The following is a 24007-nucleotide window of genomic DNA, read 5'->3' on the forward strand; positions in this document are numbered from 1 at the left end:
CTCCGTATTAATTTGAAATAACGCTAAGGTGCTCATTGTGTGTTGCTTTTCTGCATACTGCTTTATAGTAATTAGTAATCAGTCTGAGCCTATTCATGCATCCCATACAACGGCGACACAGGAATGAGCATCAAAATGACTGCTTTGAGTATCCCCTACTTTACTGAAAAAAACAAGATTAAGTCAGCCTGATGGTTAGTTAGCATAAAATAATCAATGAATTAGTTCATGCGCTGAAAGGATAACGGCGCGGCATGTGCTGAACGCTTATCCACTGATCGGTCGTGAATGCTGCAACAGCCCATACGCCATTGAAGCGACCGACTCCTGAATTCTTTTCACCACCGAATGGGTTGTAAGGTAGATCGTTGACCGGCTGGTCATTGATATGCGCCATGCCCGATTCGAGTTGTTGCGCGAACCGAAGGCCGCGCTCGACATCTTGCGTAAACACGGCGGCAGCCAATCCGAGATCGGTGTCGTTGGCGATATTCAACGCATCCGTTTCATTGCGTGCGCGTATGATCGGTGCGATGGGACCGAATGATTCCGTTTGCGCCAACGGCATTTGATTGGTGACTTGAGAAAATACATGCGGTGGAAGTACCAAACCTTGTGCGTCACCACCCACCATTTGACGGGCTCCCGATGAAATGGCATCGTGAATCCGTTGCTGCAGACCATTTAACTGGGATTCATTGATAATGGGGCCGATCATGGTATCCGATGCATTCGGATCGCCTATTTTCAGTTGCCGTACCCGATCAGCAAAACGCTCCACAAATTCATCGTGAACCCGATCATCAATAATGAAGCGATTAACGCTCATGCAGGTCTGGCCCTGGTGTAAGAATTTACCGAACACGGCAGCTTCCACGGCTTGCCCCAGATCGGCGTCATTCAATACCACGAATGGGCCATTACCACCCAGTTCCAACTCAAGTCGTTTTAGCATGGGTCCTTCGGCTGCCAATCTTGCGATATTGCGGCCAACCGGTGTGGAGCCGGTAAACGATATGACGCGAGGAATAGGGTGGGTGACAAATGCATCGCCAATCTCGCTGCCTGCACCGGCGATAACGCTGAGCACACCCGCAGGCAATCCCGCTTCTTCAAGGATTTTTGCAAACAACAATCCACCCGTTACCGGGGTATCACTGGCTGGCTTGACCACGACAGCGTTGCCGACAGCGAGCGCGGGCGCTGCAGAACGTGCGGTAAGATGAAATGGCCAATTCCAGGGGCTAATCACACCGACAACTCCCACGGGTTTACGATACATGCGACTTTCCTTGCCGGGAATGTCCGCCGGAAGAATCCTGCCTTCCACCAAATAAGGCAAGGTGGCGGCTTCCAGAAGTACACCATGCACGGCATTCCATTCCAGATTGGCTTTGATGCGCGTACTACCTGACTCATGAATGATCCATGACGCGATTTCTTCGCGCCGCGCTTCCATGATTTGTGCCGCGCCGCGCATGATGGCTGCGCGCTCGCCCGGTATTAATGCCGCCCATGCTTGCTGCGCTTTGGCGGCACCGCGATAGGCTTCGTCCATGTCATCGCGATTGGCATGAGGTATTTCGACCAGCGTACTACCATCATAGGGATTGAGGTCGCGTAAAATCTTAGAGCCTTTGCCGTGGCGCCATTGGCCATTGATGAGTAGCCGGTCGAAATTCGAATAAGGCGATTGGGATTCTGTTTTCTTTTCCATAAGGCACTCTCATGCGTGTTTTTTTGGAGAACCACTCAAAGTAAAGTGCAAAGATTTTGCACTACAATCGGATTATCGGTTTAATCGTGACACCTTTTTCGCTATCTTCAGCGGCCTGATTGATTTGGTCGAGGGAATAAAACTTGACCAGTTTGTCAAAAGGAAATCTTCCCTGCTGATAAAGCTCAACCAGTGCCGGGATAAAGAGATCCGGTTTGCTATTACCTTCGATGATTCCGATAATACGTTTCCCCGCCGTCATCACGCCGTTCACATCGAAGCTCGCTTCCGTACCCAAGGCCGGTGCGCCGACAATGCCGCATGTTCCACGTATGGCCAACGCATCGATGGCTTGGCGCAATACCGCAGGACGTCCGCTCGATTCCAGCGTGAAATCGGCGCCGCCGTTTGTTATTTTGCGAACCGCTTCGACCGGATCGGTTTCCTGGCTATTGATAGTATGGGTTGCGCCGAGTTCCATCGCCAAGGCCAGGCGCGAAGGAACCACATCGGCCGAGATGATGGTTGTAGCACCGGCAGCACGTGCCGCCATCACTGCACTGAGTCCCACTGCGCCGCCGCCAAAAGCTGCAAAGCTGCTGCCCGGATTGACTTTGAGTGCGTTGATGACGGCCCCGGCACCGGTCTGAATGCCGCAACCCAGCGGGCCAAGAAGCTCCAAGGGTGCATCGTTGGGGACTTTGATAACGTTACGCTCATGCACCAGTGCAAATGTGCCGAACGACGATTGCCCGAAGAAATGGTCATGTATCGGCTCCGATGTATTGTTTGCATCAAAGGTGGACGTGCTGCCGTCTTCGCGTGCGCCACCAAAATTCAACGCATAAAAATGCTCGCAATAGGTTAAATCTCCGCGTAAGCAGGGCTTGCAGTGGCCGCACCACATATAGGTCAGCACTACGTGGTCGCCAATCGCGACTTTCTTCACATGATCGCCGATCTGTTCAACCACACCGGAGCCTTCATGTCCCAATACCACCGGCAGAGGTACCTCGTAGAGCTGGTCGCGCGCGACCATATCGGTGTGGCACATTCCTGTCGCAACGATACGGACGCGCACTTCATCGGATTGCGGATCATCCTGCATCAGGTCTTCAATCTGAAAAGGCCCGCCTTTCTGGCGGACAACGGCTGCCTTGATTTTCCTCATTTGTATCCCCCGCTTAGGAAATTATTTTTCCCTGTTCAAAGTCAAAATGGAGTTAACGAATGCCTGATTTTCCCGGGGCAAGAATGCCGTTGGGATCCAGCGCCTTTTTAAGTGTTTTGTGAACATTTCTCTGCACCGGACCATAGGTCTCGGCGACTTTATCCATGAATGCCGTATTCACACGATAAGTTCCATAGCCGCGCGCGGAGAATTCGGTCAGCAACTCATCGAAACATTGATAGGCCGCTTTTGTCTGCTCCGGGTCGGTTTTATCGTACAGGACATCGACAATGTGATGCATATCGCGCATCCCGACGATGAATTCACCGGAATAATCCAGTCCGTGCTTGGCCAGTATCTGCTTGGTCAGTGCCATTTGTTTCAGGGTCTCACTGCCACGCGCCTGAGAGACGGGCGCAAACCACATCGAACCGCCACCTCCACGCCAGTTATACAACGAAAACTCCGTGAGCGTCATGTCTCCGCGCATGAGCTTGGCACGGTAAACAAATGCAGGGTCATCCGCTGCTTCCTGTTCCGTCAGGATTTTTGCTTTGCCCGATTGACTAAATGCTTGCGTTACGATGCTCCAGTTCACATCAATTTGTTCCTGCGTGCCATAGAGCGCGGCATATACATTCCAGATCCCTAATTTGTGATCTTTCATAATCCGATACACCGCTTCATCCGGAATTGAGCCCGGCCCGGATACATAATCACTGCGCTTGGCTTTTACCGGTGCTTCATAGAGCGCATGGGCAATGACCACGGCGTTCGGAATGACGCCGCTGATACGCAACGGGCGAATCGTTTCGACGATCTCCACGATATCTTCTTCATGCTGATATTGAATGACAAACGGCTTGAATGCCGGTGGTTCAGGCATCAGCCAGAAGCCGAATTTGGTGACGATACCATAGTTGGATTGCGTAAAAATTCCATCCAGATAGGGACCATATCCCCATTTGAATACCTGCCAGGTATTGGAATTGGGCATCGAGCCCATGCCGGTGCGCAATACTTCACCATTCGCCAGTACGACTTCCATGCCGCAAGCGAACAAAAATTGCTCGCCGTAGGGCGTATAACCCACGCCACGATCCAGCGTGTTACCTACTGGTCCCGCGATGGCGGAGGGTGCGGGCATCGATAGCCATAAGCCCAGCTTGTGTTCTTTGATGTGATCGTAGAGTTGTTGATACGTTACACCCGGTTCAACCAATGCAAAGGCTAAATCCTTATCCACTTCGAGAATGCGATTCATGCGTTTGAGATCGAGCACTACCTGGCCACGTTCTGCCGGGGCTGCCGAGCCGTAGCCCAGGTTTTTCCCGGTGGAAATCATCCAGATTGGTACTTTGTATTGATTGCAAATCGCAACGATTTTCTGGATTTGTTCGACGGTTGTGGCCAATAGTGCCGCAGACGGCGTATGTTCGGCATCAGAAACCGGCATCATCGTCTTGATGTAAGGCGCAAGCTGTTCCGCGCTGGTGAGTACGGAAGCATCGCCGAGTACCTTGCGAAAATCATGGATGGCCGCATCGAAGGTTTCTTCCGATACGCCTTTAGGTAATGCGATATATTGACTGGTCATGCTGTGTTCCCCCTACACGTCGATTACGAACGAAACGAAATGATTTCCCGATAACCCTTGATGATCTGGATGGCGCTGACCTGATTGATGCACGAATGCGCGGCTGGAACAAGGTTCTTGATGCGTTCCCATACCCAATGCAGTTGCTATAATCGCATAGCCGGTAGCTTCTATCCAGTTGTCAAATCGGAGATGTTCAAGTGTTGCGCCCGGCGCTGTTTGGTCTTGATTGATGGAAGATTCATCGCCCCCAGATGATACCGATCTCCAGTTTTCTGATGCTTTCCAGCCAATCAGTTGATTGGCTTTCAACGGGGAAACTCCGGCGCAATGCAAGTGAGTTGCAGGTTGTTCAGCCAGCCAATAAGACGAGAATCCCGCTAGTGATGAATCTTTCATTGCACTATCCGCTCTTGCTTGATCAAGAAAATTTTCGACAATAGAGAAATCATGCCGATTTTGGGCAAGCAGGGATGCCAGCAGTCCTCCGGCGCTGTATGCCGGTGATGCGGTAGTCCACATATGGCGCAGCGGGAGGGAGGTGCTATCGCTGGATGCGGACATATGCGAACCTAATGCAAGGAGGCGCTGTTCAGAGTTTCGTACCAACTCAGTGAATATGGCCGCATTGGCATAATCCATGATGGCCACCCAGCGCATATTGGGGGATTGCGTCAATAAGTCGGCTATACGCAGAGGGTCGGTTAATAGTTCATCTGCTAATTGAAATGTCGATAATGCGCCTTCTTGGCTAAAGCTGCTGTAACCGGCACAAGCAGCTTCAGCGCCTTTGGCAAAGGCCTCGTCTATAGGGGTATTCCCCAGTAACAGCCGGCAATTGTGCGTACCACCGGAAAGCGTTTGGCTGATGGATACTGCTTGCGTAACGGTAGGAATACCGAAGGCCAGCAAGGTTCCACCAGTAAGCATGCCCTTGATAAGGCTACGTCGAGTTTCATCCATGGAATGTAATCTCCTGTAATGCTGAGCTTATTTTTGTGAAAGGAAGTTCGCCAGTTTTTCCAGTGATTCATCGTCGATTTCTGAAGAGCGAAAGGACGGCATGGCCCGGTTTCCATTACGAACGACTGTGCGGATATAGGTTATGGGAAGTTTGCGATGGCGAATTTGCGGCCCAACTTGAACTTCATGCCCGACTTGAGCTTCATGACAATATGCACAAACTTTGGCGTAAATTTCTGCACCATCTTTCCAGGCAAATCCTGAGTTGTTTATCTCATCTTGCGCCGACCATGCGTTGCCTGCCGCAAAAATGACTGCGAACAGAAAGCCAAATAGCCAATTTTCCAATTTTGTTTTTTTCATACTGATTCTCCAGTATTTCAATGAAATGATAATAAACTGATAGCTTTGTGGCTCTAATTCAAGTTCATGGCTGATTTGCTGTCAATAAGGCATCTACATCAAGATTCCATGACTCTATTGCCACAGAAAACTCGCCACTTTTCCCCCCATAATCTTATCGTTAAATACAGTTTTTGCTATCGGCGTACCGGCACAGGCAATACCGTAGCAAACATGCAAAGGCAATAAATGTTCTTCTCGCGGATGACAGAATCGGGCAAACGGTGCCTTCTCCCACTCAATCAATCGCTGTTCACGCACTTCAGATAGAATCTCCGGATTGGTGCACGTTTCAATCAACCAATGATCAAACGCGTTGTTTTCATTGCTGCTATCGATATCGTTCGAGAAAAATGTTTTCAAATTATGAAATGACATGCCTGATCCGATAATCAGAATATTTCTCTCACGTAAAGACGCAATCGCTTTTCCAAGCGCAATGTGCATTCGAGGATTCAAATTTTTCAGCAATGATAGCTGGATGCAAGGAATCCGGGCTTGCGGAAACATTAGCTTGAGCGGCACGAATAAGCCGTGATCAAAACCTCGCTGGCCATCAAGTTTCGCCGGAATGCGGCTCGCTGTTATAAGTTCAAAAATATCTTTTGCCAGATCCGGATGACCCGCTGCAGCATACTGAATCTCATAAGCTTCGGCAGGAAATCCATAGTAGTCATAAATTATTTCAGGATGATTACCACTGGTTATCGTTGCCTGTTCCTCTTCCCAGTGGGCGCTGATGACTAAAATCGCGGATGGCTCGTTCAGCTCACTTGCGATTTTCTGCAGAAAAGAGACCATCTTTTCATGCCCCTTGTCGCCAAGAATCGGTAATGGCCCGCCACCATGCGGTAAAAATAAAACGGGCGAAAGTGCTGGTGCTATTGGGCTTATCATTAAAACCTTCTGCAGATATAAAGTGCGAACGTTTGTTAACTTACCCCATCAGCGGGATAGCTTGTTGGCTATTTTTGTGACATGAGCGCCCTGAAAGTGCGCAATTTTTATTTCGTTGTCTGACGGCTGGCGTTTGCCATCGCCACCTGCCAGCGTACTTGCTCCATAAGGCGATCCACCGGTGATTTCACTCATATTCATGATTTCCTGACAAGAATAGGGAACACCCACGATGACCATGCCGTGATGGAGCAAAGTGGTATGGAACGAGGTTATCGTGGTTTCCTGGCCACCGTGCTGGGTGCCGGTAGACGTAAACACGCTACCTACTTTGCCTATCAGTCCACCGCTGAGCCATAACCGGCCTGTCTGGTCCAGAAAATTGCGCATTTGCGCGCACATATTGCCGAAACGCGTAGGTGTGCCAAAGATGATGGCATCGTAATCCGGCAATTCATCCATCGTCGCAATGGGCGCTGCCTGATCAAGTTTGGCGCCGGCCCTTTGTGCCACTTCTTCCGACATGAGTTCAGGGACGCGTTTAACGACAACCTCGGCATCCTCGACACTACGTGCGCCTTCCGCTACCGCGTTGGCCATGATTTCGATATGACCATACATGCTGTAATACAGAACAAGAATCTTTGCCATGTTACACCTCCTGATTTATGGGATTGTAAACTAAAAAATACTGAAAATTGTCTGCAGCAAATGATCTGTTGCGTTAGAGGTACTCGAAAATTCGCCTACCACTATAATGGGCTTCATTGGTCTCGGCTCTGCCTGCCTTACCTCTCATTCTGCTCGTCAAATTATTCAGTATTTCTCTAAAACTACTTCGTCAAAATTGAACAATACGTGTTTTATTATAGGGTATAAAAATTAAAAAGGCAGCATTGCTTAAACCTTTCTTACCGCTCCAGCTTAACTGCGCGTAGCCGCAATGCATTGACGATCACGCTGACCGAAGATAGCGACATCGCTGCCGCGGCAAAAATCGGTGAGAGCAAGATACCGAAAAATGGATACAGTACCCCGGCTGCGATCGGTACGCCCGCTGCATTGTAGATAAAGGCGAAGAACAGATTCTGGCGGATGTTACGCATGGTTGCCTCGGAAAGGCGCCGCGCCCGGACAATGCCCAGCAGATCGCCGCGCAGCAAGGTCACTCCCGCGCTTTCAATCGCAACATCGGTGCCCGTACCCATGGCAATGCCAACATCGGCGGTGGCCAAAGCCGGAGCATCGTTGACACCATCCCCCGCCATTGCGACCACTCGCCCTTGTTTGCGCAATCGCATTACGATTGCCGCTTTCTGATCGGGTAACACTTCCGCTTCCACTTCGTCGATACCCAATTGCCGGGCGACTGCCTCAGCCGTAATGCGGTTGTCACCGGTCAGCATGACGATGCGAATGCCATCGGCGTGCAGAGCATCAATGGCAGCGGGTGTCGATTCCTTCACCGGATCGGCGATAGCGACAATACCGGTAGTCGCTCCATCGACTGCCACGAAGATCACTGTCGCCCCATTCTGACGCAGTTCATCTGCTTGTGTTTCCATCACCCGAGTGTCGATATTCAATTCTGCAAGAAACCTGGTATTGCCCAAGACGATCCGGTGACCATCGACGTTGCCGAGTACGCCTTTGCCAATCGGCGAGTCAAAGTCGGTTGCCTTGGCCAGCGCAATCGAGCGCTCCTTGGCTGCAGCAACAATGGCGGCAGCCAGGGGATGCTCGCTTCCTTGTTCCAGGCTGGCTGCAAGGCGTAGCAGCTCGTTTTCGTCGATATTGCCAGCAGCGCGGATTGCCGTGACCCTGGGTTTGCCTTCGGTCAGCGTGCCGGTCTTGTCAATCACGATCGTGTCGATCTTTTCCATGCGTTCCAATGCTTCGGCGTTCTTGATCAGGACGCCTTCGGTCGCGCCCCGTCCGACACCAACCATGATCGACATCGGTGTCGCCAGACCCAGCGCGCACGGACAGGCGATGATCAGCACGCTGACGGCTGCGATCAACGCATACCCCATGGCGGGTGGCGGACCCCAGATCGACCAGGCGGCAAAAGCAAGTATGGCAATCAGAATGACTGCCGGAACGAACCAGCCAGCAACGATGTCCGCCAAGCGCTGAATCGGTGCGCGTGAACGCTGTGCTTCCGATACCATGCGGACAATTTGCGCCAGCATGGTGTCACGTCCAACTTTTTCCGCATGCATCACAAAACTGCCCTGACCGTTGATGGTGCCGCCGATCACCTGGTCGCCGGACTGCTTGCGAACTGGCATGGATTCACCGGTTACCAATGATTCATCGACATTCGAGCCGCCTTCGATCACTTTGCCATCGACCGGTATCCGGTCGCCGGGACGTACCCGTAGGCGATTCCCCGCTATTACCTGATCCAGATTGATCTCCTCTTCTGTATCGTCGTCGCCAAGACGACGGGCCGTTGTTGGTGACAAATTGAGTAAGGCTTTAATCGCACCAGAGGTACGTTCGCGCGCTCGCAATTCCAGAACCTGACCCAATAACACCAGTACAGTGATGACTGCCGCAGCCTCGAAATAAACTGCGACCGATCCATCGCTGCTGCGAAAAGCATCGGGAAAGAGATCGGGCGCAACGGTGGCAACAATGCTATAGATCCATGCCACACCAGTACCCATCGCAATCAGTGTGAACATATTGAGTGCGCGGTTCTCAATCGATTGCCAGCCGCGTACGAAGAACGGCCACCCCGCCCACAAGACGACTGGTGTTGCCAACGACAATTGTACCCAGTTGGAGATCTGTGCAGATATAAGATGTGTCAAGCCGATCAGGTGGCTGCCCATTTCCAGGATGAAGACCGGGATTGTCAACATGAGGCTGATCCAGAAGCGGCGGGTCATGTCCGCAAGCTCCGGATTAGGTGCGTCGTCAAGCGATACTTCTGCCGGCTCTAATGCCATACCACAGAGAGAGCAACTTCCCGGTCCGATCTGCCGGATTTGTGGATGCATCGGACAGGTATAGATAGTATCGGATGTGGATTCTTCGATTGGAATCTTGCCTGCTAGATAAATATCGGGCGTGGCTACGAATTTATCGTGACAGTGGGCAGAGCAGAAATAGTAAGCTTGTTCACCATGCTCAGCGCGATGCTTCGCTGTATATGAATCGACCCGCATGCCGCAGACGGGATCGGTCGCTATGGCACGGTGATGCGTATCATGATCGTGGTTATGCTGTGCATGCTCGTGATGTTCGTGAGTCATAACTTGCAATCCTTATAAAACAGGTGTTTTTGCGTTCCGGTACTTTTGCAGCTGATCATATCTTAGTGCTGATAGCCAGTCGCAAGCTCAAACCATTAGCCGGAGCAAACATATTCATCCATTTCACTTTTAACCTTAAACTTAACTTTAATCAATAGAATTTTGAGACTCATATCCAATTATGCGTAGAAAAAGCAATTTTGTGCGCATAATATTTGTCCAGGCTGCTACACTCTTACACTGCGCCATCGCAGCGAAAAACAGTACGCTTCAGCGTACGTTATTGAGCTCATAACTATATGAAGATAAATAATATTTAAAATGATTTCCGCAGCATTATATGATACGAAGCCCTATGATCGTGAATATTTCCAGAATGCTTTATTTCACGAAAATATTGCTTGGCAGTTTCATGAATTCCGGCTTTCCGCATCAACAGCGGCTACTGCCACAGGGATGGATGCTGTATGCATTTTTGTAAATGATTGCTTAGACCGTGCTTGCATCGCTCAACTTTCCAAAGCCGGGGTAAAGCTGATTGCTTTGCGCTGTGCCGGGTATAATAATGTGGATCTCGAGGCCGCCAAGGAATTTGGTTTTACTATCGTGCGTGTACCTGCTTATTCTCCTCACGCTGTGGCGGAACATTCCATAGGTCTTCTACTCACGCTTAATCGGCGCATTCATCGCGCTTATAATCGCGTACGCGAACACAATTTTTCTCTCGCCGGACTCATCGGTTTTGATCTTGCGGGAAAGACTGTTGGCATTGTAGGAACAGGCAAGACTGGCCGTATTGCTGCCAAAATCTATCGGGGCTTCGATTGCCGGGTTATCGCTCATGATATCAGTCCATGTCATGATTGGGCCACTCAGCAAGGAATCGAATATGCATCCTTTTCCGATTTACTAAAAGAAAGCGACATAATCTCCCTGCACCTTCCTCTTAATTCGGGAACCTACCACTTGTTATGTCATGGTACATTTAAGCAAATGAAACGAGGCGTGTATCTTGTCAACGCCAGCCGCGGAGGGTTGATTGATACAACCGACCTCCTGGAAGCCCTTAAAACAGACTGTATCGGGGGTGTCGCGCTTGATGTCTACGAGAAAGAAGGGGGTATTTTCTTTGAAGATCATTCCGAACATATTCTGCAAGATGATGAGCTTAATCTTTTACTTACTTATCCCAATGTTCTGATAACATCACATCAAGCTTTTCTCACCCATGAAGCGCTCAGTGAAATAGCGCGTATTACAACCGAAAATATTATTCGTCTCCAGACTGATCAGCCCTATATTGATGAAACGGTTCTGTAAAAATTGCAAAGTTATTGAGTTTGGTAAAATGATAATAGACGAGGCGCGGGCTATAGTCGCTTAAGCGGTTCGCGATCCGATGACGGCCATTTTTCCGCATTGCCTGATCAATTTGTGTTGTTCTTATTTACGTTGCCCTAAGCAACTCGCGGGTTGGGTTGGTGATGGCCTATTTACTTTCCGCGCATAAATAATTTGTCCAGATCGGCCAGACTGGTTTCAAACCAGGTGGGTCTGCCATGGTTGCATTGAGCGGCGCGTTCGGTCATTTCCATTTCACGCAACAAGGCATTCATTTCCTCAAAGGTCAGCTTGCGGTTGGCGCGAATCGCGCCGTGGCAAGCCATCGTTGCGAGTATCTCATTGCGTTTGGCGGTTAGAATCTGGCTTGCGCCATATTCGCGGATTTCGCGCAGGATGTCGCGCGCCAGCTGTGCGATATCGGCATGTTGCAGTGTCGCCGGCACTGCGCGCACCGCTACTGTCGTGGGCGAAAGCACCGCAATCTCAAATCCCAATTGATCCAGGATTGCCGGATTTTCTTCAATTGCGGCGATTTCCAGATGTTCGGCATAAAAAGTCACCGGAATTAGCAGCGGCTGCATCGGTATTTCATGTTGATCAAGCGCTTGCTTGAGCTTTTCGTACAAAATGCGTTCATGCGCGGCATGCATGTCGACAACGATCAGGCCACGTGCATTTTGCGCCAGAATATAAATGCCATGCAGCTGCCCCAGCGCAAAACCGAGGGAATGATTATCCTGACTATTTTTCACCGTAATGGATTGATCAGGTGTTGTCGCGGGTGCGACGGCTATGTTAACCGGAGTTGTTGGGGTAGTGCGTGCTTCCGTACCAAATAAGGTGCCGTAAAAGCTGGCCGGTTGCGATACCTTATCGGCCTGAGCCTGACCGGTTTTTGGATAAATCGGGTAAGACCGGGCGATTGATGCCGGTTCTTCAGATGATGATACATTTTGCGGTGAAGCCAGTGCTTTGTTGATCGCATGAAAAATAAATTGATGCAGTGCGCGCGGTTCGCGAAAGCGTACTTCTGTTTTGGTCGGATGCACATTGACATCCACGCTTCCCGGATGAATGTCAAGAAACAAGACGAAAGCCGGATGCCGCTCCAGATGCAGCACATCCCGATAGGCTTCGCGCAGCGCATGCGAAATTAGCTTGTCATTGACGAAACGATGGTTGACAAAAAAATACTGCGTATCGCGCGATGATCGTGCATAAGCCGGTAACGCAACCATGCCGTGCAGATGCATCTCGGCTGACTGTTCGTCAATCCATGCGGCGGTTTGTTTGAATTCTTCCCCTAGCACCGAGGCAATTCTTTGTGCCGGATCGCCTGCGCGTAAATGCCGGCGCGCCTTGCCATTATGTTGCAGAACGAATTCAATGCCCGAGCGCGATAAGGCAATACGCTTAAAGGTTTCGTCGCAATGCGCAAATTCGGTAGCTTCCGATTTTAGAAATTTGCGTCTGGCAGGAATATTGAAGTACAAGTCATTGACATCCAACGTAGTGCCTTGTCCCAATGACGAGGGCATAAGCTGCGAAACCGATTTGCCTTCTGCCAGAATTTGCCAGGCATGGCTTTGCTCTGCTTGGCGGCTGGCCAAGGTCAAGCGTGAAATCGCAGCGATGCTGGCTAATGCTTCACCACGAAAACCCAGGCTGGTGATTTGATGCAAATCCTCCAGTGTGCTGATTTTGCTGGTGCTGTGCCGGGTCAAGGCTAGCTGCAATTCATCTTTGGCGATGCCGACGCCATCATCGGCGACGCGAATCTGCTTTACGCCGCCTTGCTGAAGTTGTACGTTAATCCTCTTTGCACCCGCATCGACACTGTTTTCCAGAATTTCTTTAAGTGCTGCGGCCGGGCGTTCAACCACTTCGCCAGCTGCAATTTGATTGATTAATAACTCAGGAAGCGGTTTAATCGTAGCCATGTTAAGCAGATGTTTTAAATGTTGTGATTATAATGTGTAACTGGATATCCAGTGTACTTTGCCGGAATCATTAACTGCATAAAATTTGGGAGGGGATGATGTTAGCGATAGACCGATTGGAAACCCATGTTCCGGATGTCGTCCTTGGTCAGATTCTTGATTGCGCTGAAAAATTCAGTATTAATACGCCCTTGCGCCTGGCGCACTTTCTCGCTCAGTGTGCACATGAAAGTGGAGAGTTTAAGGCGCGGGAAGAAAATTTGAATTATTCCGCTGCGGGCCTGAAAAAAGTATTTGCCAAATATTTTCCGGGTAATTTGGCGGAAAGTTATGCGCGTCAACCTGAGAAAATAGCGTCACGGGTGTATGGAGGCAGAATGGGCAATGGGGACGAAGCCAGCAAGGAAGGATATAAATACCGGGGCAGAGGATATATTCAGTTGACCGGCAAAGACAACTACAGCGCTTTTTCTGGCAGTATCAGCGATGACATTCTGAATAATCCTGACTTGGTGGCTTCAAAATATCCTTTACTGTCGGCTGCATGGTTTTGGGGTGCCCGATCACTCAATTCACTGGCCGATACAGGTGCCGGCGATGAGGTAGTTGCTCAAATCACCAAGAAAGTAAATGGCGGTCTTAATGGCTTGGAGGATCGTATCGCACATTTCAAAAATTATTACGCTTTACTGGTGTGAGAACGGCATCTATTTACATTAGCGGCTTGATAGGCCTGCTCTTTTTCCCTGCTCCGGTTGGTGCAGCGGAATCGCACTGCCAGATGCAGGAACAAGTGATATTTTCATGTTCCGTGGGGAAGAAAACAGTTTCAGTTTGTGCTTCGAAGGATTTTTCCGCTCACAGCGGCTATCTGCAATATCGATTCGGGCCGCTCGGTATGCCTGAGCTGACATTCCCAGCGTTGAACGCATCCGATCCGGTTACTCAATTCATCCAGGCGCGAACCTGGATGTTCGCGGGCGGCGGCGGCGGTTACTTGCGTTTTATCAACGGACAGTATCATTACATCGTGTATACCGCAATCGGTAAGGGCTGGGGGGCGAAAGACGGCGTTGCGGTGGAGAGAAACCATCAGGTGATTGCTAATCTGGAATGTCAGAATGTTCCAATCTCAAAAATTAGCGATGATTTTTTTACGCGCGCCGGGTTACAGGTTGATCAAAATGAATTCGAAATTCCGGGACTTGATTAACCAGAAATCAGAATTTCCCGCAAGCTATTATAGTTTCCGAAGTTGATGGATTTTGCAGAAATAACGGAAAAGTTGGCCACAAACAGTGTGGAGCTAAGGTAGCTCTAACCAGTAATTGAGGACTAAGTCTTTGTTGGTGAATGAGGTTCAACCACTGCCACAGATTTTTCTTATACGATTGTTTGCGATGCTGTCCGAAAGCAGTGAGCAGGGAATTGTTCGTTGACAGTTTTGATGAGCTCTGGCAATGGCATGGCCTTGCCAATGAGATAACCTTGAATGACGTCACATCCTAGTGTCCGCAGGCATTCGTAGGTTGCAACATCCTCCACGCCTTCGGCAACTACGGATAGATTCAGCCGGTGTGCAAGATTGATCATCGAATCGACGATCCGGTCATGTTTATGATGTGTTGTCATATGTTTGACAAATACCATGTCGATCTTGACTTCGTCCAGAGGCAAGTCCAACATGCGAGCCATCGATGAATAACCGGTTCCAAAGTCATCCATGGCCAGTTTCAGTCCCATGTCCTTGAGCTGGTATAAGGTATCCAAAGTCCCTGCTTGATTATCCATAACAGCTGTTTCGGTCAGTTCGATGGTAATATCTTCTGGCGGCACGTTCCATAGAGATAGCCCTTGTAAAACAAGTTCGGTAAGTTCAGGGTCGCGCAGATCGTCAGCAGAAAAATTGATCGAAACACCGGCATTTAATCCTGCTTTACGATATTCAGAGCATTCTCTTAATGCGGTATGGAAGACCCACAGCGTGAGTTTGGACATGAGCGCGGTACCTTCAGCAACCTGGATAAGTTTATCGGTGCGGATCGGCACATGATGTGGATGATGCCATCGTAGCAAGGCTTCAGTGGATTTGATCTTGCCACTGACAATGTCGATCTGGGGCTGGTAACCTAAATATAATCCGCCGTTCTTGATAGCGTTACCTAAATCTGACCAGAGATCGATTTGAAACAGGAGAGGATCTTGCATTTCGGCGTAAAAGAGCTTGATCGGAAGCTGTTCCAGTTTTGCTTGACGCACGGCCGCGCTTGCATTACACATCAACTGATCCAACTCATCACCACTGACACTGTTTACTGCCACACCTAGACGTGGAGCCAGGATGATATTTTTTCTGTCAAGTACGAACGGGGGCGTCAGGATTCGCAGGATTTTATGTGCAGCCAGCATGGCATGTGCATCGGTAAGCAAATCGACCAGTAAGCAGCATATTTGATAGCGCCCGGTGATGCCGATCAGATCGTCCGGGTTCAGAGCATCTCTTAATTTTTGGGCAATTTGCTGTAACATATTATCAACAATTGTAAATCCAAGGATGCCATCCAATTCTATTAAGCGCTCAAAGTTGATGATCAGCACGGCATTGCGACGACCCAACTGGCACTCGTCGCGTAATCTTCGTGAAGCTTGTTGTAAAAAGTGTTGATAAACTAGGATGGTCATAGATTGTTAGTGTTTATAAATAATATTTCTTTGGATCAATTCCGTAAGCACCTTGAGGGAGATCATTGACAATGACATACTTGACTCCATTTGGGTTTTTGCCGGCAATTCTTAGGTCCAAGGTTACAGGATGACCATAAGGCTTTTTCTGTGCATCGCAGATGATCATGATCTGGGGAAGGAATCGCTGTGTTCGATTGTGAGTTAGAATAATGGCAACTTCGCCGCTGTTTAGTTCAATCAGACTGCCTATCGGAAACATACCGATACACTGCGAAAATTGTTCCACCAAAGTATAATTGAGTCCGTTTTGCGCGTTATCCTTGAGTTCTTTTAGGGCTTGAAAAGGCTTTATACCTGGCGTGCCCGATTCTCCCCAGATAAGTTCTTCATAGCAATCGATAATGGCGGCCATGCGTGCATAGGGGTGTAGTTGATTGGCGTATAATCCGGAGGGATAGCCGTTGCCGTTTTCGCGTTCATGATGTTGCAGAACAATTTTGACCACCTCTTCCGGTGTATCACTTAGCTGAGTGATAATTTCTTCTCCGTGCGCGATGTGCTGTTTCATTAATTTGCGTTCATCCGGTGTGAGTGACATATTTTTTTTGCCCTGGATTTCTTTAGGCAGGCGCTGTTTTCCGATATCCATCAGTAATCCGCCCAGTCCAAGAATGGTCAATTCCTTGTGGGGCAAGCCGAGATGGCGACCGAAGGCAAGCAAATGTATTGAAGTCTTAATGGCATTGTCATAGAGTTCTTTTCCGGTGGTTTTAAGTTGTGCCAGCAGCAATGCTGCATCGGGATTACGAATAACGCTTTCGCGTAATGTGTCGACCACTTCATGCGCTACGCGCATATTGATTCGGGTATTGCACTCGAGGTTGGTACTGATATCGGTGAATAGTGTGGAGACAATATTATACGCTTCAGTAGCCGCTGGAATTTCTTGTGCCGCAGTGCAGATGTCACTGTAGGTATTAACGCGTTGTAGCAGTGAGTCGAGCGACTTGGTTTCATGCAATGTTGGCGGCTTCTCTTGATTTGAAATAGCCCGGGAGTCATGAGAGGCACCTGATAAATGCTGTTGAACTGAGAATGGTTCGCTTCTGTCAATGTCCACGTAAACGTGTTTGCAATAACGCTGAAGTTCGTCGATATCATGTTGTGATTGAATCAGGATGCCTTGAATAGGGTAGGGTGTTTCAAGCCAAGGACGATCGAGGTCACTGATATACATGCCAGGCTGCAAATCATTGACAAAAATCTCAATAGTGCTATTGCTTGTCATCACGGAAGAACCGGTAAAATAATAAAATATAATTAATTGATATTCTTAATCAGAATGGAGAGAACAAAATTAATCTCTGTATCTTATGGTTACGACTTTTTTAGAATGTTTCTTAAGGTGCTTTTGAACAATTTGGAGAAGATTTAACGGGATGGGTTAATGAAAAATTCACGCATCAGAAAATCTTCCAATCCTGCGGTGTCTCTTTCTCGCGCGGATAGAACGACGACACGATGAAGGCGATGCGATTCCCAATTAAAATCTTCTTTGTAGTATTCCCGAATCAGTTGGATCATGCGGCGAATGATGGCGCGTTCAATGTCACCATCGATTCCGGCTTCGACTCGAATCATCTGTAATCGTGGATTGGTTTGACCGGTAGTCCAGGCGCGGAAAGAAAATTCCGCCGTACGCGGGCCAATGCGAAGAATCTGGAATATGCCGCTGGTACCCGGATTTTGCAGGTTGCGCCGGACATTGGCCATGCGGATTTCATCCGCTGAAGGTTGTTTAGCGGCGCTACTGGACGCGGTATTTTCCTGGGAATCGAAGATTCCTTCCGCAGCGCGGCGACGTGCTTTTGCTTGATTAATATACTCGGACAGATCCGTGGGAGCATCCGCAGGAGGCTCCGGAGGTGCTTTGATTCTTGCAACTTCCTGCGCCGGGATTGGCGCTTTGGGTTTGCTCGGCTTCTCGGCTGCCTTAGGTTTGGTTGGCGGTCTTGACGGCGGCGGCTGAACAGGCGGCGGTGATTTAGGTGCGGGTTGTGTTTCAGCTATTTTCGGCTTCTCGGGTTGCGGAGCGGGTGCGCTGGGTTGTGATGCGGGTAGCGAATTATCAGCATCCTTGGATTCTTCTAAATCGATGAAGCTGGCAGCGATGGGAGGTGGCGTTTCAATCTCCACTTCCGGTAGCGATAAAAAGAATCCTAGGCCCCAGATGGCCAGCAGCCAGATCAGCGTAGCCAATGGCAGCGGCCACCACAGGCGAATTTCTTTCGATCGGGAACTTGCCATTCTTAAGGTGTTATTTATGTTTGACCGCAATCAGAAAATGCTGGGCTCCGGCGGATCGGGCGCGCAGCATGGCCTGCACGACGACACCCTGCGGTGCTTCATTATCCGCGGATACAATCAATTTTTGCTTGGAGTCCGCGAGTAACGGTTTGAGTGTGGTTGCCAGCGTATCCAGCGTGACTATGGTCTGATTGATATAGATTTTGCTGTCTTTGGTTAATGTCAGTGTAACCGGCTTTTCCGCGCTGAGTTTTTCCGCTTGTCCTTCGGGCAGATCGACCTGCAATGAATCCAGATTCTGCATCGATAAAGAAGCCAGCATGAATGTTGCCAGCAAGAAAAACATTACATCGATCATCGGAATGATCTCGATTTTGCCTTTTGGAATGATGCGTGATTTACGTAGTTTCATTGTGATAATCCTGTTGATCCCGACGGATATTGTCGATCAGTCGCGTACCCAGGCGTTCCATTTCATCCATTGTTAGTGATTGCAGGCGGGAAAAATAATTGAATCCAAACAAAGCTACCAGCGCAATTGCCAGACCAACTACGGTAGCAATGAGCGCTTCGGCAACCCCGCCGGTGACCGCCGTGGGGTTGACCAAGCCTTCGCTGCCGATTACCTGAAAGGCACGCATCATACCGATCACTGTCCCTACCAGTCCAAGCAGCGGTGCCGCGGTAACAATAGTTTCCAACGCCCATAATCGACGCGCAAGCGATTCCTCAATAATTTGCGCTTCATCAGCGGCGCGGGATTCCGTCCACCAGGCCGGCTGATGCCGGTTGGAAATCACTACTTCAAAGAAACGCTTGTAATAATGACGACTATCCAGTCCGGAAAGTATTTTTTCCAGATCGTTCCATTTGAAACCATAGGTTTCCACCAGATTGAGCAGATCGCTGGAAAGGCGTGCATAGCGCCAATAGATAAATGCCTTCTCAAGCATAATTGCTACCGCAATAACACCCAATAAGACCAGCGGTATGATAATAATTCCACCAAGCTTTAACATGATCCAGGCTTGATTCAATTCTTCCATCATATTTAACTCCAGATTAAGGCTATTCATAAAACTATTGTTACTCGTCGTGTTTGTTGGAGAATTGTTTTAATACAAGAATTTCCAGCAACGTTCACTCGATATGGAATATCACTACGCGATACAGATTCGCTCCAACGATCAGCAAAGCTGCAACCAACGTATTGTCGTGCAATTTCTCATAAATCTGCGGATAAAAAGCCCAATATCACAGGCCATATGGATGCTAAGAATAGTTGAAAACACCAGCAGTTGGAACTATTTAATGGCAAAATGACTTACATTTATGGTTTTGTTGCACAAAAATGAAACCTGTTCGGATTACCTGCTGTTTAGGCATTGAGTAGAATGAGAAAACAGATCAAATGCGCAAATTATAACAATTAATGATGAAGAAATATTTACCCATACTGTTCCTGTTATTCGTTGTTATGCCTGCACACGCCAAGTGGATTAAGCTGGATATGACCACCAGGCAGGGTGAAATCCATTATTTTGATCCTGAGACGATGCAGAAGAATGATCAGTTCAGGAAAGTTTGGGTGCTTTCCAGCTATGATGAGAAGCAAAAAGGCGGGCATCATGCAGTTAAAACCTTGTACGAATTTGATTGCGCTTATCACAAAGCCCGCTCGATCACGATGCTGCTATATCCCGACAAGAATGCCACAGGCATGGTGATCGGCGCGCACCATGAAGAATCCAGAGAGTGGTTTGGTTTCTCGGCTAATTCGATGTTTCGGCATATAGCGGAAACGGTTTGTATTGATTGAGGGGGGCTAGTTAAAACCAATGCTGACTTATTCGATTCGGTCATTCTTGAGGTATCGATTTTGCCGGGTAAACGAGCTCTGATGACTATACTGCTTAAACGAGTGTATGAGCCGTATGCGCCAAGTGATGGATTTCGAATCCTTGTCGACCGGCTTTGGCCGCGAGGAGTCTCCAAGTGTTCGGCACACATTGATCTGTGGCTTAAGGATGTGGCGCCCAGTACTCCTCTGCGCAAGTGGTTTGGTCATGACCGATTAAAATGGATTGAATTTCGAGATCGTTATTTTCTGGAGCTTCGTCATAATTCGGAAGCTGTCGAGCAACTTGCCAAGCACGTGAATCATGGCCCGGTTACGCTCGTTTATGGTGCGAAGGATGAGGAACATAACCATGCGCTGGTACTCAGAGAGTATCTTGAGAATAGGGAGTGACTGACATACTGAAACGATATTTCTGAAGCCCGGTTTAACTCCGATGCCGGAGAGTGCAGGAAATTTAATTTCAGAAATTGAGTTGTATTAAATATTGAAGTATCTATTTCTTATGTTTTACGAGAATCAATAAGCGCATAGCGAAACCCAATCTATCTCGCATTCCCCAGATTCCGTCGCCACATATGCAGATTGTTCGGAGATCGTGACGGAGATATCCATGGTTCGTTGTGCCAGCTTTGCCAATGCCTGGATGTTGCACCATTGAAACTGGAAAATAGATGCCGTCAATGCATTAAATTTTGCTTGTTCCTGTATCCACCAGATGTTCGATTTGGAGTTGAAACTATACACTTTAACCATCTCAGCGAGCCGCGTCGCTTTTTTGATTCGTTCCGGAGCGGGTTCGCCGATATCGATCCACAATGCAATCCGGCCATCCGGGCTATGTGCCCAGAGGTCAGGTTCCTCTACGGTACTCAGCCCTTTGGTGAGCGACAGCGATTCCTGAGCGTTGATGCAAAATGCGAGCATGCGCGTCATCATGCGTTCAAGCGTTTCGGATGGGTGCTGGGCGATGGTCAGATTGAGCGTGTCGTAGTAATTGCGATTGAGATCCGTCAGTGCAATCTTGAATTTATAAATGGTTGGTTTTAAAGCCACTGGCGTTTCCTGATTGTTGGAAGCGCCGGAATAGTACCTGATAAGCTATTCCGGCGCGTCCTGAGATGATTTATTTTTCCATTGTACTGATAAATGCATTGGCTTCATTAATTGATTCTTCCATCGAAGCAATGAGCGCGGATACATCGGATTTGATCGTTCCCAATTCATTCTTGAGGGAAGCAATGGCGCGCGCATTCAGATTGTGTTTGAGGAACATGACTTGATCCTGGAAAACCCGGAGGATGGGTTCAATCTTGGCTTCGGCTTGTTTCATTGAGGCGATCAATTGGCGGTAGTGTGCTTGTGTTGACTCCAGTTTTTTTTGGCTGCTTTGTTTCATCGATGCATTGCTGTATTGTGTAATTTCTTGTTTCCATTCTGAAAATAATGCTTCAGAGACGTTTTCGATATCCGCGATGCGGCTATTCACTTCCTCGGCTTTACTGACACTGGCTTCATACGCATCATTCAGCTTGTTATAGGTGGCTTCGAGATCGCCACCTTGGAAGTTAGTCGCGGCAGTGAATTGCTCCAGAGCGGATTTGAACTGTTCTTTGGTTTCTTCTTGCGTGTCGCGCGCTTTCTCAACGCGATAAACCATGACATCCCGTTTGGGAATGCCGACTTTTTCCAGGCCCTCGAGATACATCGTAGTACAAGCAGTGAGTAGTAAAAGGACCGGAAGTAAGAATAAGCGATGCAGATGACTCATGATGATCTCCCTAAGAAAATTCGGTTGATAATTTTATTACCAGGTAACCGGTTATTAATCCTGATCTTTATAACTTGATTGAGCTGTTTAGCGTATCACACCGTGGCGTAATAACCGCCAAGCTACTTTCAAACCCCACAGAATAGGATGACGGCGTAATACCGGTGTGACTTCCACATGCACACCGGTATGCCGCTCGATTTTCCATGCGGCGTAAGCTACGCTATTGTTAAATGTCAGCGTAGCTTTGGATAAGCGCAGGATGGACAGGATTCTTCCCTGCCAGCGACGCAAACGCCAGCGCCATAGTGCTTGCCGTTGCATCTCGGGTGTGGTCAGGCAGCGATATTTTCCGTTATCTTGTTTTTCCAGTATTTCTTTCAGCATGGGACTCGCAACATCTGTCAGGCGGGTAAATGCGCTGAGGTTGGTTTGAGCCAGATGACGCGCGCGTGTTTCCCGCTCGGCGCGTAATTCGGCCGCATAGGTGAGTGTCAGGCAGCGAGTCCAGATTTCTTCTACATTCAATATGCCGGCATCGATCGTCGGGACACCGGATTTCAGGAAGTTAATCACCGAGTGAGCTTGTGCGATATACAGGCGTTCCCGTACGACATCATCGCGAGAATATAGCAGTCGTGATGGTTGTGCAAAGCGTGCCCAGATATAAGGATGAAACCAGAATTGCGCGCCGCGTTCAAAATCTTTGGTCGAAATGACAGCGTATTTTGCGCGTAAGGTGCGTTCCCGATGCGGTACTTCGAGATAAAAAACATTGGGCGCCAGCCAGGCGTTCAAATTGGCCAGATATTTTTCCGGATAGGCTTTGTAGTAGCTGTTAACGATGACATACAGGTCGACAATGCCTTCGTCCAGGCTGACTGAAGAGTGCAGACAGGAACCATAAAGCATTACGGCATCCAGTGATTCGCCAAAGCGCATAATCAGGGCGTCTACCAGCGGTATGAGATTGGACGATGTTTCTTTGTTGTTTTCCCAGGCAACTTCGCTAATCAATCGAATGGGTAATGGTTGGGCGGGTAGCGATACGGAAGAGGTCATGGTAATAGCGGTGTCCTTGAGTACTAAAAACGTTACGGGGTTAGTTGCGGTAATTCGCAGGGGATTTTGCGTATTGATTGATCGATACAATTCACCGTCTACGATGTATTCATCATCCATATGCACAGTCAGAGCGGAGGTGTTATGGCTATAATAGCCATCTTTTTCCTGTAGCGTCTCACCTCCACCTGAAAGTAGCGGCCATAATGAACGCCACAAGTATTTATATTGCTGATCTACCCACGTTACATGGAGCGGTTCTGGTTCTTTGCCCCAATAAGGGCGGATGTTGAGTAGCAGGTTATCCAGGGCACTGACCAGCGCAAATAAATAGGTGCCCTGATGATTCCGGCCATTGGCTTCTGTCATCGCCATTTTGACGGGCATCCACTCTTTTTGGTGACGGCCAAGTATCATGCCGGAAATTAAACCGATAAAGGAACGCAGCATAATCAGCGAGGTAAAGAAACTACCAGTAATCCCGATTTGCTTCACCGAACTGCGCGAAAATTTGACGCCGCGCGCGACCAGTCCAGCAGCAAAAAACATGCCATAAATCGGATTTGTTCCCGTTTGCTCGATGCGTAGCACCGGGTGTTGCACCAATTCGGGTGCGGATGGGTCGAGCAGAGCGTCATGTAATTGCTGGATAATTTTTTCCGGTTTGCCGCGAATTCCCAGACCCAACGGTGTCATGTTGGTGGTTCCACCCGGGACAATCATAATGAGTGGCCATTGTTCAGACGGCAGTGATGTGAACAGATGACCCAGAATTGCGTGCGTGGTGCCGTCTCCTGCAACGATGAGCAGCAAGTCGATATTTTCCCGGATGAACTGATTAATCGCGGTTTTAAAACTGGAAGCATCGTTGGCTTCGCATATGAGAATGCCCGGTATTGCCTCCAATGTCTGACGGATAGCTGGCTTTCTTTTACGTACCTGACCACTCATGGGGTTAAGCAGGCAGCCGATCTTGGCGGTTCCGGCCGTTATGCGATCGATTCGCGATTGTAAAGTCATCAGGTGTGGG

22 protein-coding genes are annotated in these 24007 nt (G+C 48.8%); 5 read left to right on the forward strand and 17 right to left on the reverse strand.

Going from position 1 to position 24007, the window contains the following annotated elements; translation table 11 throughout:
* Positions 1-226: 226 nt before the first annotated feature.
* The 8 genes from C4S39_RS07295 to C4S39_RS07330 all read right to left on the reverse strand — a co-directional run bounded on the left by C4S39_RS07295 (position 227) and on the right by C4S39_RS07330 (position 10010).
* Positions 227-1717: an aldehyde dehydrogenase family protein gene (locus C4S39_RS07295; RefSeq protein WP_103966371.1), complete on the reverse strand. Its 1491-nt coding sequence runs from the start codon at positions 1715-1717 to the stop codon at positions 227-229.
* 61 nt (positions 1718-1778) lie between these two features.
* The gene (locus tag C4S39_RS07300; protein ID WP_103966372.1) at positions 1779-2888 is read right to left on the reverse strand and encodes an NAD(P)-dependent alcohol dehydrogenase; all 1110 of its coding nucleotides are present in this window, start codon (positions 2886-2888) and stop codon (positions 1779-1781) included.
* A gap of 52 nt (positions 2889-2940) precedes the next feature.
* Positions 2941-4485 carry an FAD-binding oxidoreductase gene (locus C4S39_RS07305; RefSeq protein WP_103966373.1) on the reverse strand — a complete coding sequence of 515 codons (1545 nt, stop codon included), beginning with the start codon at positions 4483-4485 and terminating at the stop codon, positions 2941-2943.
* Positions 4486-4497: 12 nt separating this feature from the next.
* Positions 4498-5448, reverse strand: a complete 951-nt coding sequence (locus C4S39_RS07310) for a hypothetical protein (protein ID WP_103966374.1) — start codon at positions 5446-5448, stop codon at positions 4498-4500.
* A 27-nt stretch (positions 5449-5475) separates the two neighbouring features.
* Positions 5476-5811 carry a c-type cytochrome gene (locus tag C4S39_RS07315; protein ID WP_103966375.1) on the reverse strand — a complete coding sequence of 112 codons (336 nt, stop codon included), beginning with the start codon at positions 5809-5811 and terminating at the stop codon, positions 5476-5478.
* 114 nt (positions 5812-5925) lie between these two features.
* Positions 5926-6747 carry a DODA-type extradiol aromatic ring-opening family dioxygenase gene (locus C4S39_RS07320; RefSeq protein WP_103966376.1) on the reverse strand — a complete coding sequence of 274 codons (822 nt, stop codon included), beginning with the start codon at positions 6745-6747 and terminating at the stop codon, positions 5926-5928.
* Between the two features lie 48 nt (positions 6748-6795).
* The gene (gene wrbA, locus C4S39_RS07325; protein ID WP_103966377.1) at positions 6796-7398 is read right to left on the reverse strand and encodes an NAD(P)H:quinone oxidoreductase; all 603 of its coding nucleotides are present in this window, start codon (positions 7396-7398) and stop codon (positions 6796-6798) included.
* 260 nt (positions 7399-7658) lie between these two features.
* On the reverse strand, positions 7659-10010 hold the full coding sequence (locus C4S39_RS07330) for a heavy metal translocating P-type ATPase (protein WP_103966378.1): 2352 nt from the start codon (positions 10008-10010) through the stop codon (positions 7659-7661).
* A 321-nt stretch (positions 10011-10331) separates the two neighbouring features.
* Between C4S39_RS07330 and C4S39_RS07335 the strand changes: the two genes are divergently transcribed.
* The gene (locus C4S39_RS07335; protein WP_103966379.1) at positions 10332-11330 is read left to right on the forward strand and encodes a 2-hydroxyacid dehydrogenase; all 999 of its coding nucleotides are present in this window, start codon (positions 10332-10334) and stop codon (positions 11328-11330) included.
* 173 nt (positions 11331-11503) lie between these two features.
* Here the strand turns inward: C4S39_RS07335 and mutL are convergent, their stop codons facing one another.
* Positions 11504-13294, reverse strand: coding sequence for a DNA mismatch repair endonuclease MutL (gene mutL / locus C4S39_RS07340; RefSeq protein WP_103966380.1), 1791 nt, complete (start codon positions 13292-13294; stop codon positions 11504-11506).
* 95 nt (positions 13295-13389) lie between these two features.
* Between mutL and C4S39_RS07345 the strand changes: the two genes are divergently transcribed.
* Positions 13390-13992 (forward strand): glycoside hydrolase family 19 protein, encoded by a 603-nt coding sequence (locus tag C4S39_RS07345; RefSeq protein ID WP_258039339.1) that lies wholly within the window; start codon positions 13390-13392, stop codon positions 13990-13992.
* Positions 13989-14507: a hypothetical protein gene (locus tag C4S39_RS07350; RefSeq protein ID WP_103966382.1), complete on the forward strand. Its 519-nt coding sequence runs from the start codon at positions 13989-13991 to the stop codon at positions 14505-14507. The genes C4S39_RS07345 and C4S39_RS07350 overlap by 4 nt, the downstream gene beginning before the upstream one ends.
* A 170-nt stretch (positions 14508-14677) precedes the next feature.
* Here C4S39_RS07350 and C4S39_RS07355 read toward each other — a convergent pair whose 3' ends face one another.
* From C4S39_RS07355 to C4S39_RS07375, 5 genes are all read right to left on the reverse strand, one after another.
* Positions 14678-15976, reverse strand: a complete 1299-nt coding sequence (locus tag C4S39_RS07355) for a putative bifunctional diguanylate cyclase/phosphodiesterase (protein ID WP_103966383.1) — start codon at positions 15974-15976, stop codon at positions 14678-14680.
* 13 nt (positions 15977-15989) lie between these two features.
* Positions 15990-17267, reverse strand: a complete 1278-nt coding sequence (locus C4S39_RS07360; RefSeq protein ID WP_103966384.1) for an HD-GYP domain-containing protein — start codon at positions 17265-17267, stop codon at positions 15990-15992.
* 143 nt (positions 17268-17410) lie between these two features.
* Entirely contained in the window at positions 17411-18286 is an 876-nt protein-coding gene (locus C4S39_RS07365) for a hypothetical protein (RefSeq protein WP_103966385.1), read from the reverse strand.
* A gap of 10 nt (positions 18287-18296) precedes the next feature.
* On the reverse strand, positions 18297-18698 hold the full coding sequence (locus tag C4S39_RS07370; RefSeq protein WP_013648430.1) for an ExbD/TolR family protein: 402 nt from the start codon (positions 18696-18698) through the stop codon (positions 18297-18299).
* The gene (locus tag C4S39_RS07375; RefSeq protein WP_258039340.1) at positions 18685-19335 is read right to left on the reverse strand and encodes a MotA/TolQ/ExbB proton channel family protein; all 651 of its coding nucleotides are present in this window, start codon (positions 19333-19335) and stop codon (positions 18685-18687) included. The genes C4S39_RS07370 and C4S39_RS07375 overlap by 14 nt, the downstream gene beginning before the upstream one ends.
* A 383-nt stretch (positions 19336-19718) precedes the next feature.
* On the opposite strand from C4S39_RS07375, the gene C4S39_RS07380 reads away from it, so the two are divergent.
* Both C4S39_RS07380 and C4S39_RS07385 read left to right on the forward strand, forming a co-directional pair.
* Positions 19719-20105, forward strand: coding sequence for a surface-adhesin E family protein (locus C4S39_RS07380; protein WP_258039341.1), 387 nt, complete (start codon positions 19719-19721; stop codon positions 20103-20105).
* A gap of 81 nt (positions 20106-20186) precedes the next feature.
* The gene (locus tag C4S39_RS07385; protein ID WP_103966386.1) at positions 20187-20537 is read left to right on the forward strand and encodes a DUF488 domain-containing protein; all 351 of its coding nucleotides are present in this window, start codon (positions 20187-20189) and stop codon (positions 20535-20537) included.
* 126 nt (positions 20538-20663) lie between these two features.
* Here C4S39_RS07385 and C4S39_RS07390 read toward each other — a convergent pair whose 3' ends face one another.
* The 3 genes from C4S39_RS07390 to C4S39_RS07400 all read right to left on the reverse strand — a co-directional run bounded on the left by C4S39_RS07390 (position 20664) and on the right by C4S39_RS07400 (position 23997).
* Positions 20664-21200 (reverse strand): YaeQ family protein, encoded by a 537-nt coding sequence (locus tag C4S39_RS07390; RefSeq protein ID WP_103966387.1) that lies wholly within the window; start codon positions 21198-21200, stop codon positions 20664-20666.
* A gap of 70 nt (positions 21201-21270) precedes the next feature.
* Positions 21271-21915 carry a DUF2959 domain-containing protein gene (locus C4S39_RS07395; RefSeq protein WP_103966388.1) on the reverse strand — a complete coding sequence of 215 codons (645 nt, stop codon included), beginning with the start codon at positions 21913-21915 and terminating at the stop codon, positions 21271-21273.
* An 87-nt stretch (positions 21916-22002) separates the two neighbouring features.
* Entirely contained in the window at positions 22003-23997 is a 1995-nt protein-coding gene (locus C4S39_RS07400; protein WP_103966389.1) for a diacylglycerol kinase family protein, read from the reverse strand.
* Positions 23998-24007 lie beyond the last annotated feature (10 nt).

Origin of the sequence: Nitrosomonas ureae, assembly GCF_900108305.1 — a bacterium.
Classification (GTDB): Bacteria; Pseudomonadota; Gammaproteobacteria; order Burkholderiales; family Nitrosomonadaceae; genus Nitrosomonas; species Nitrosomonas ureae_B.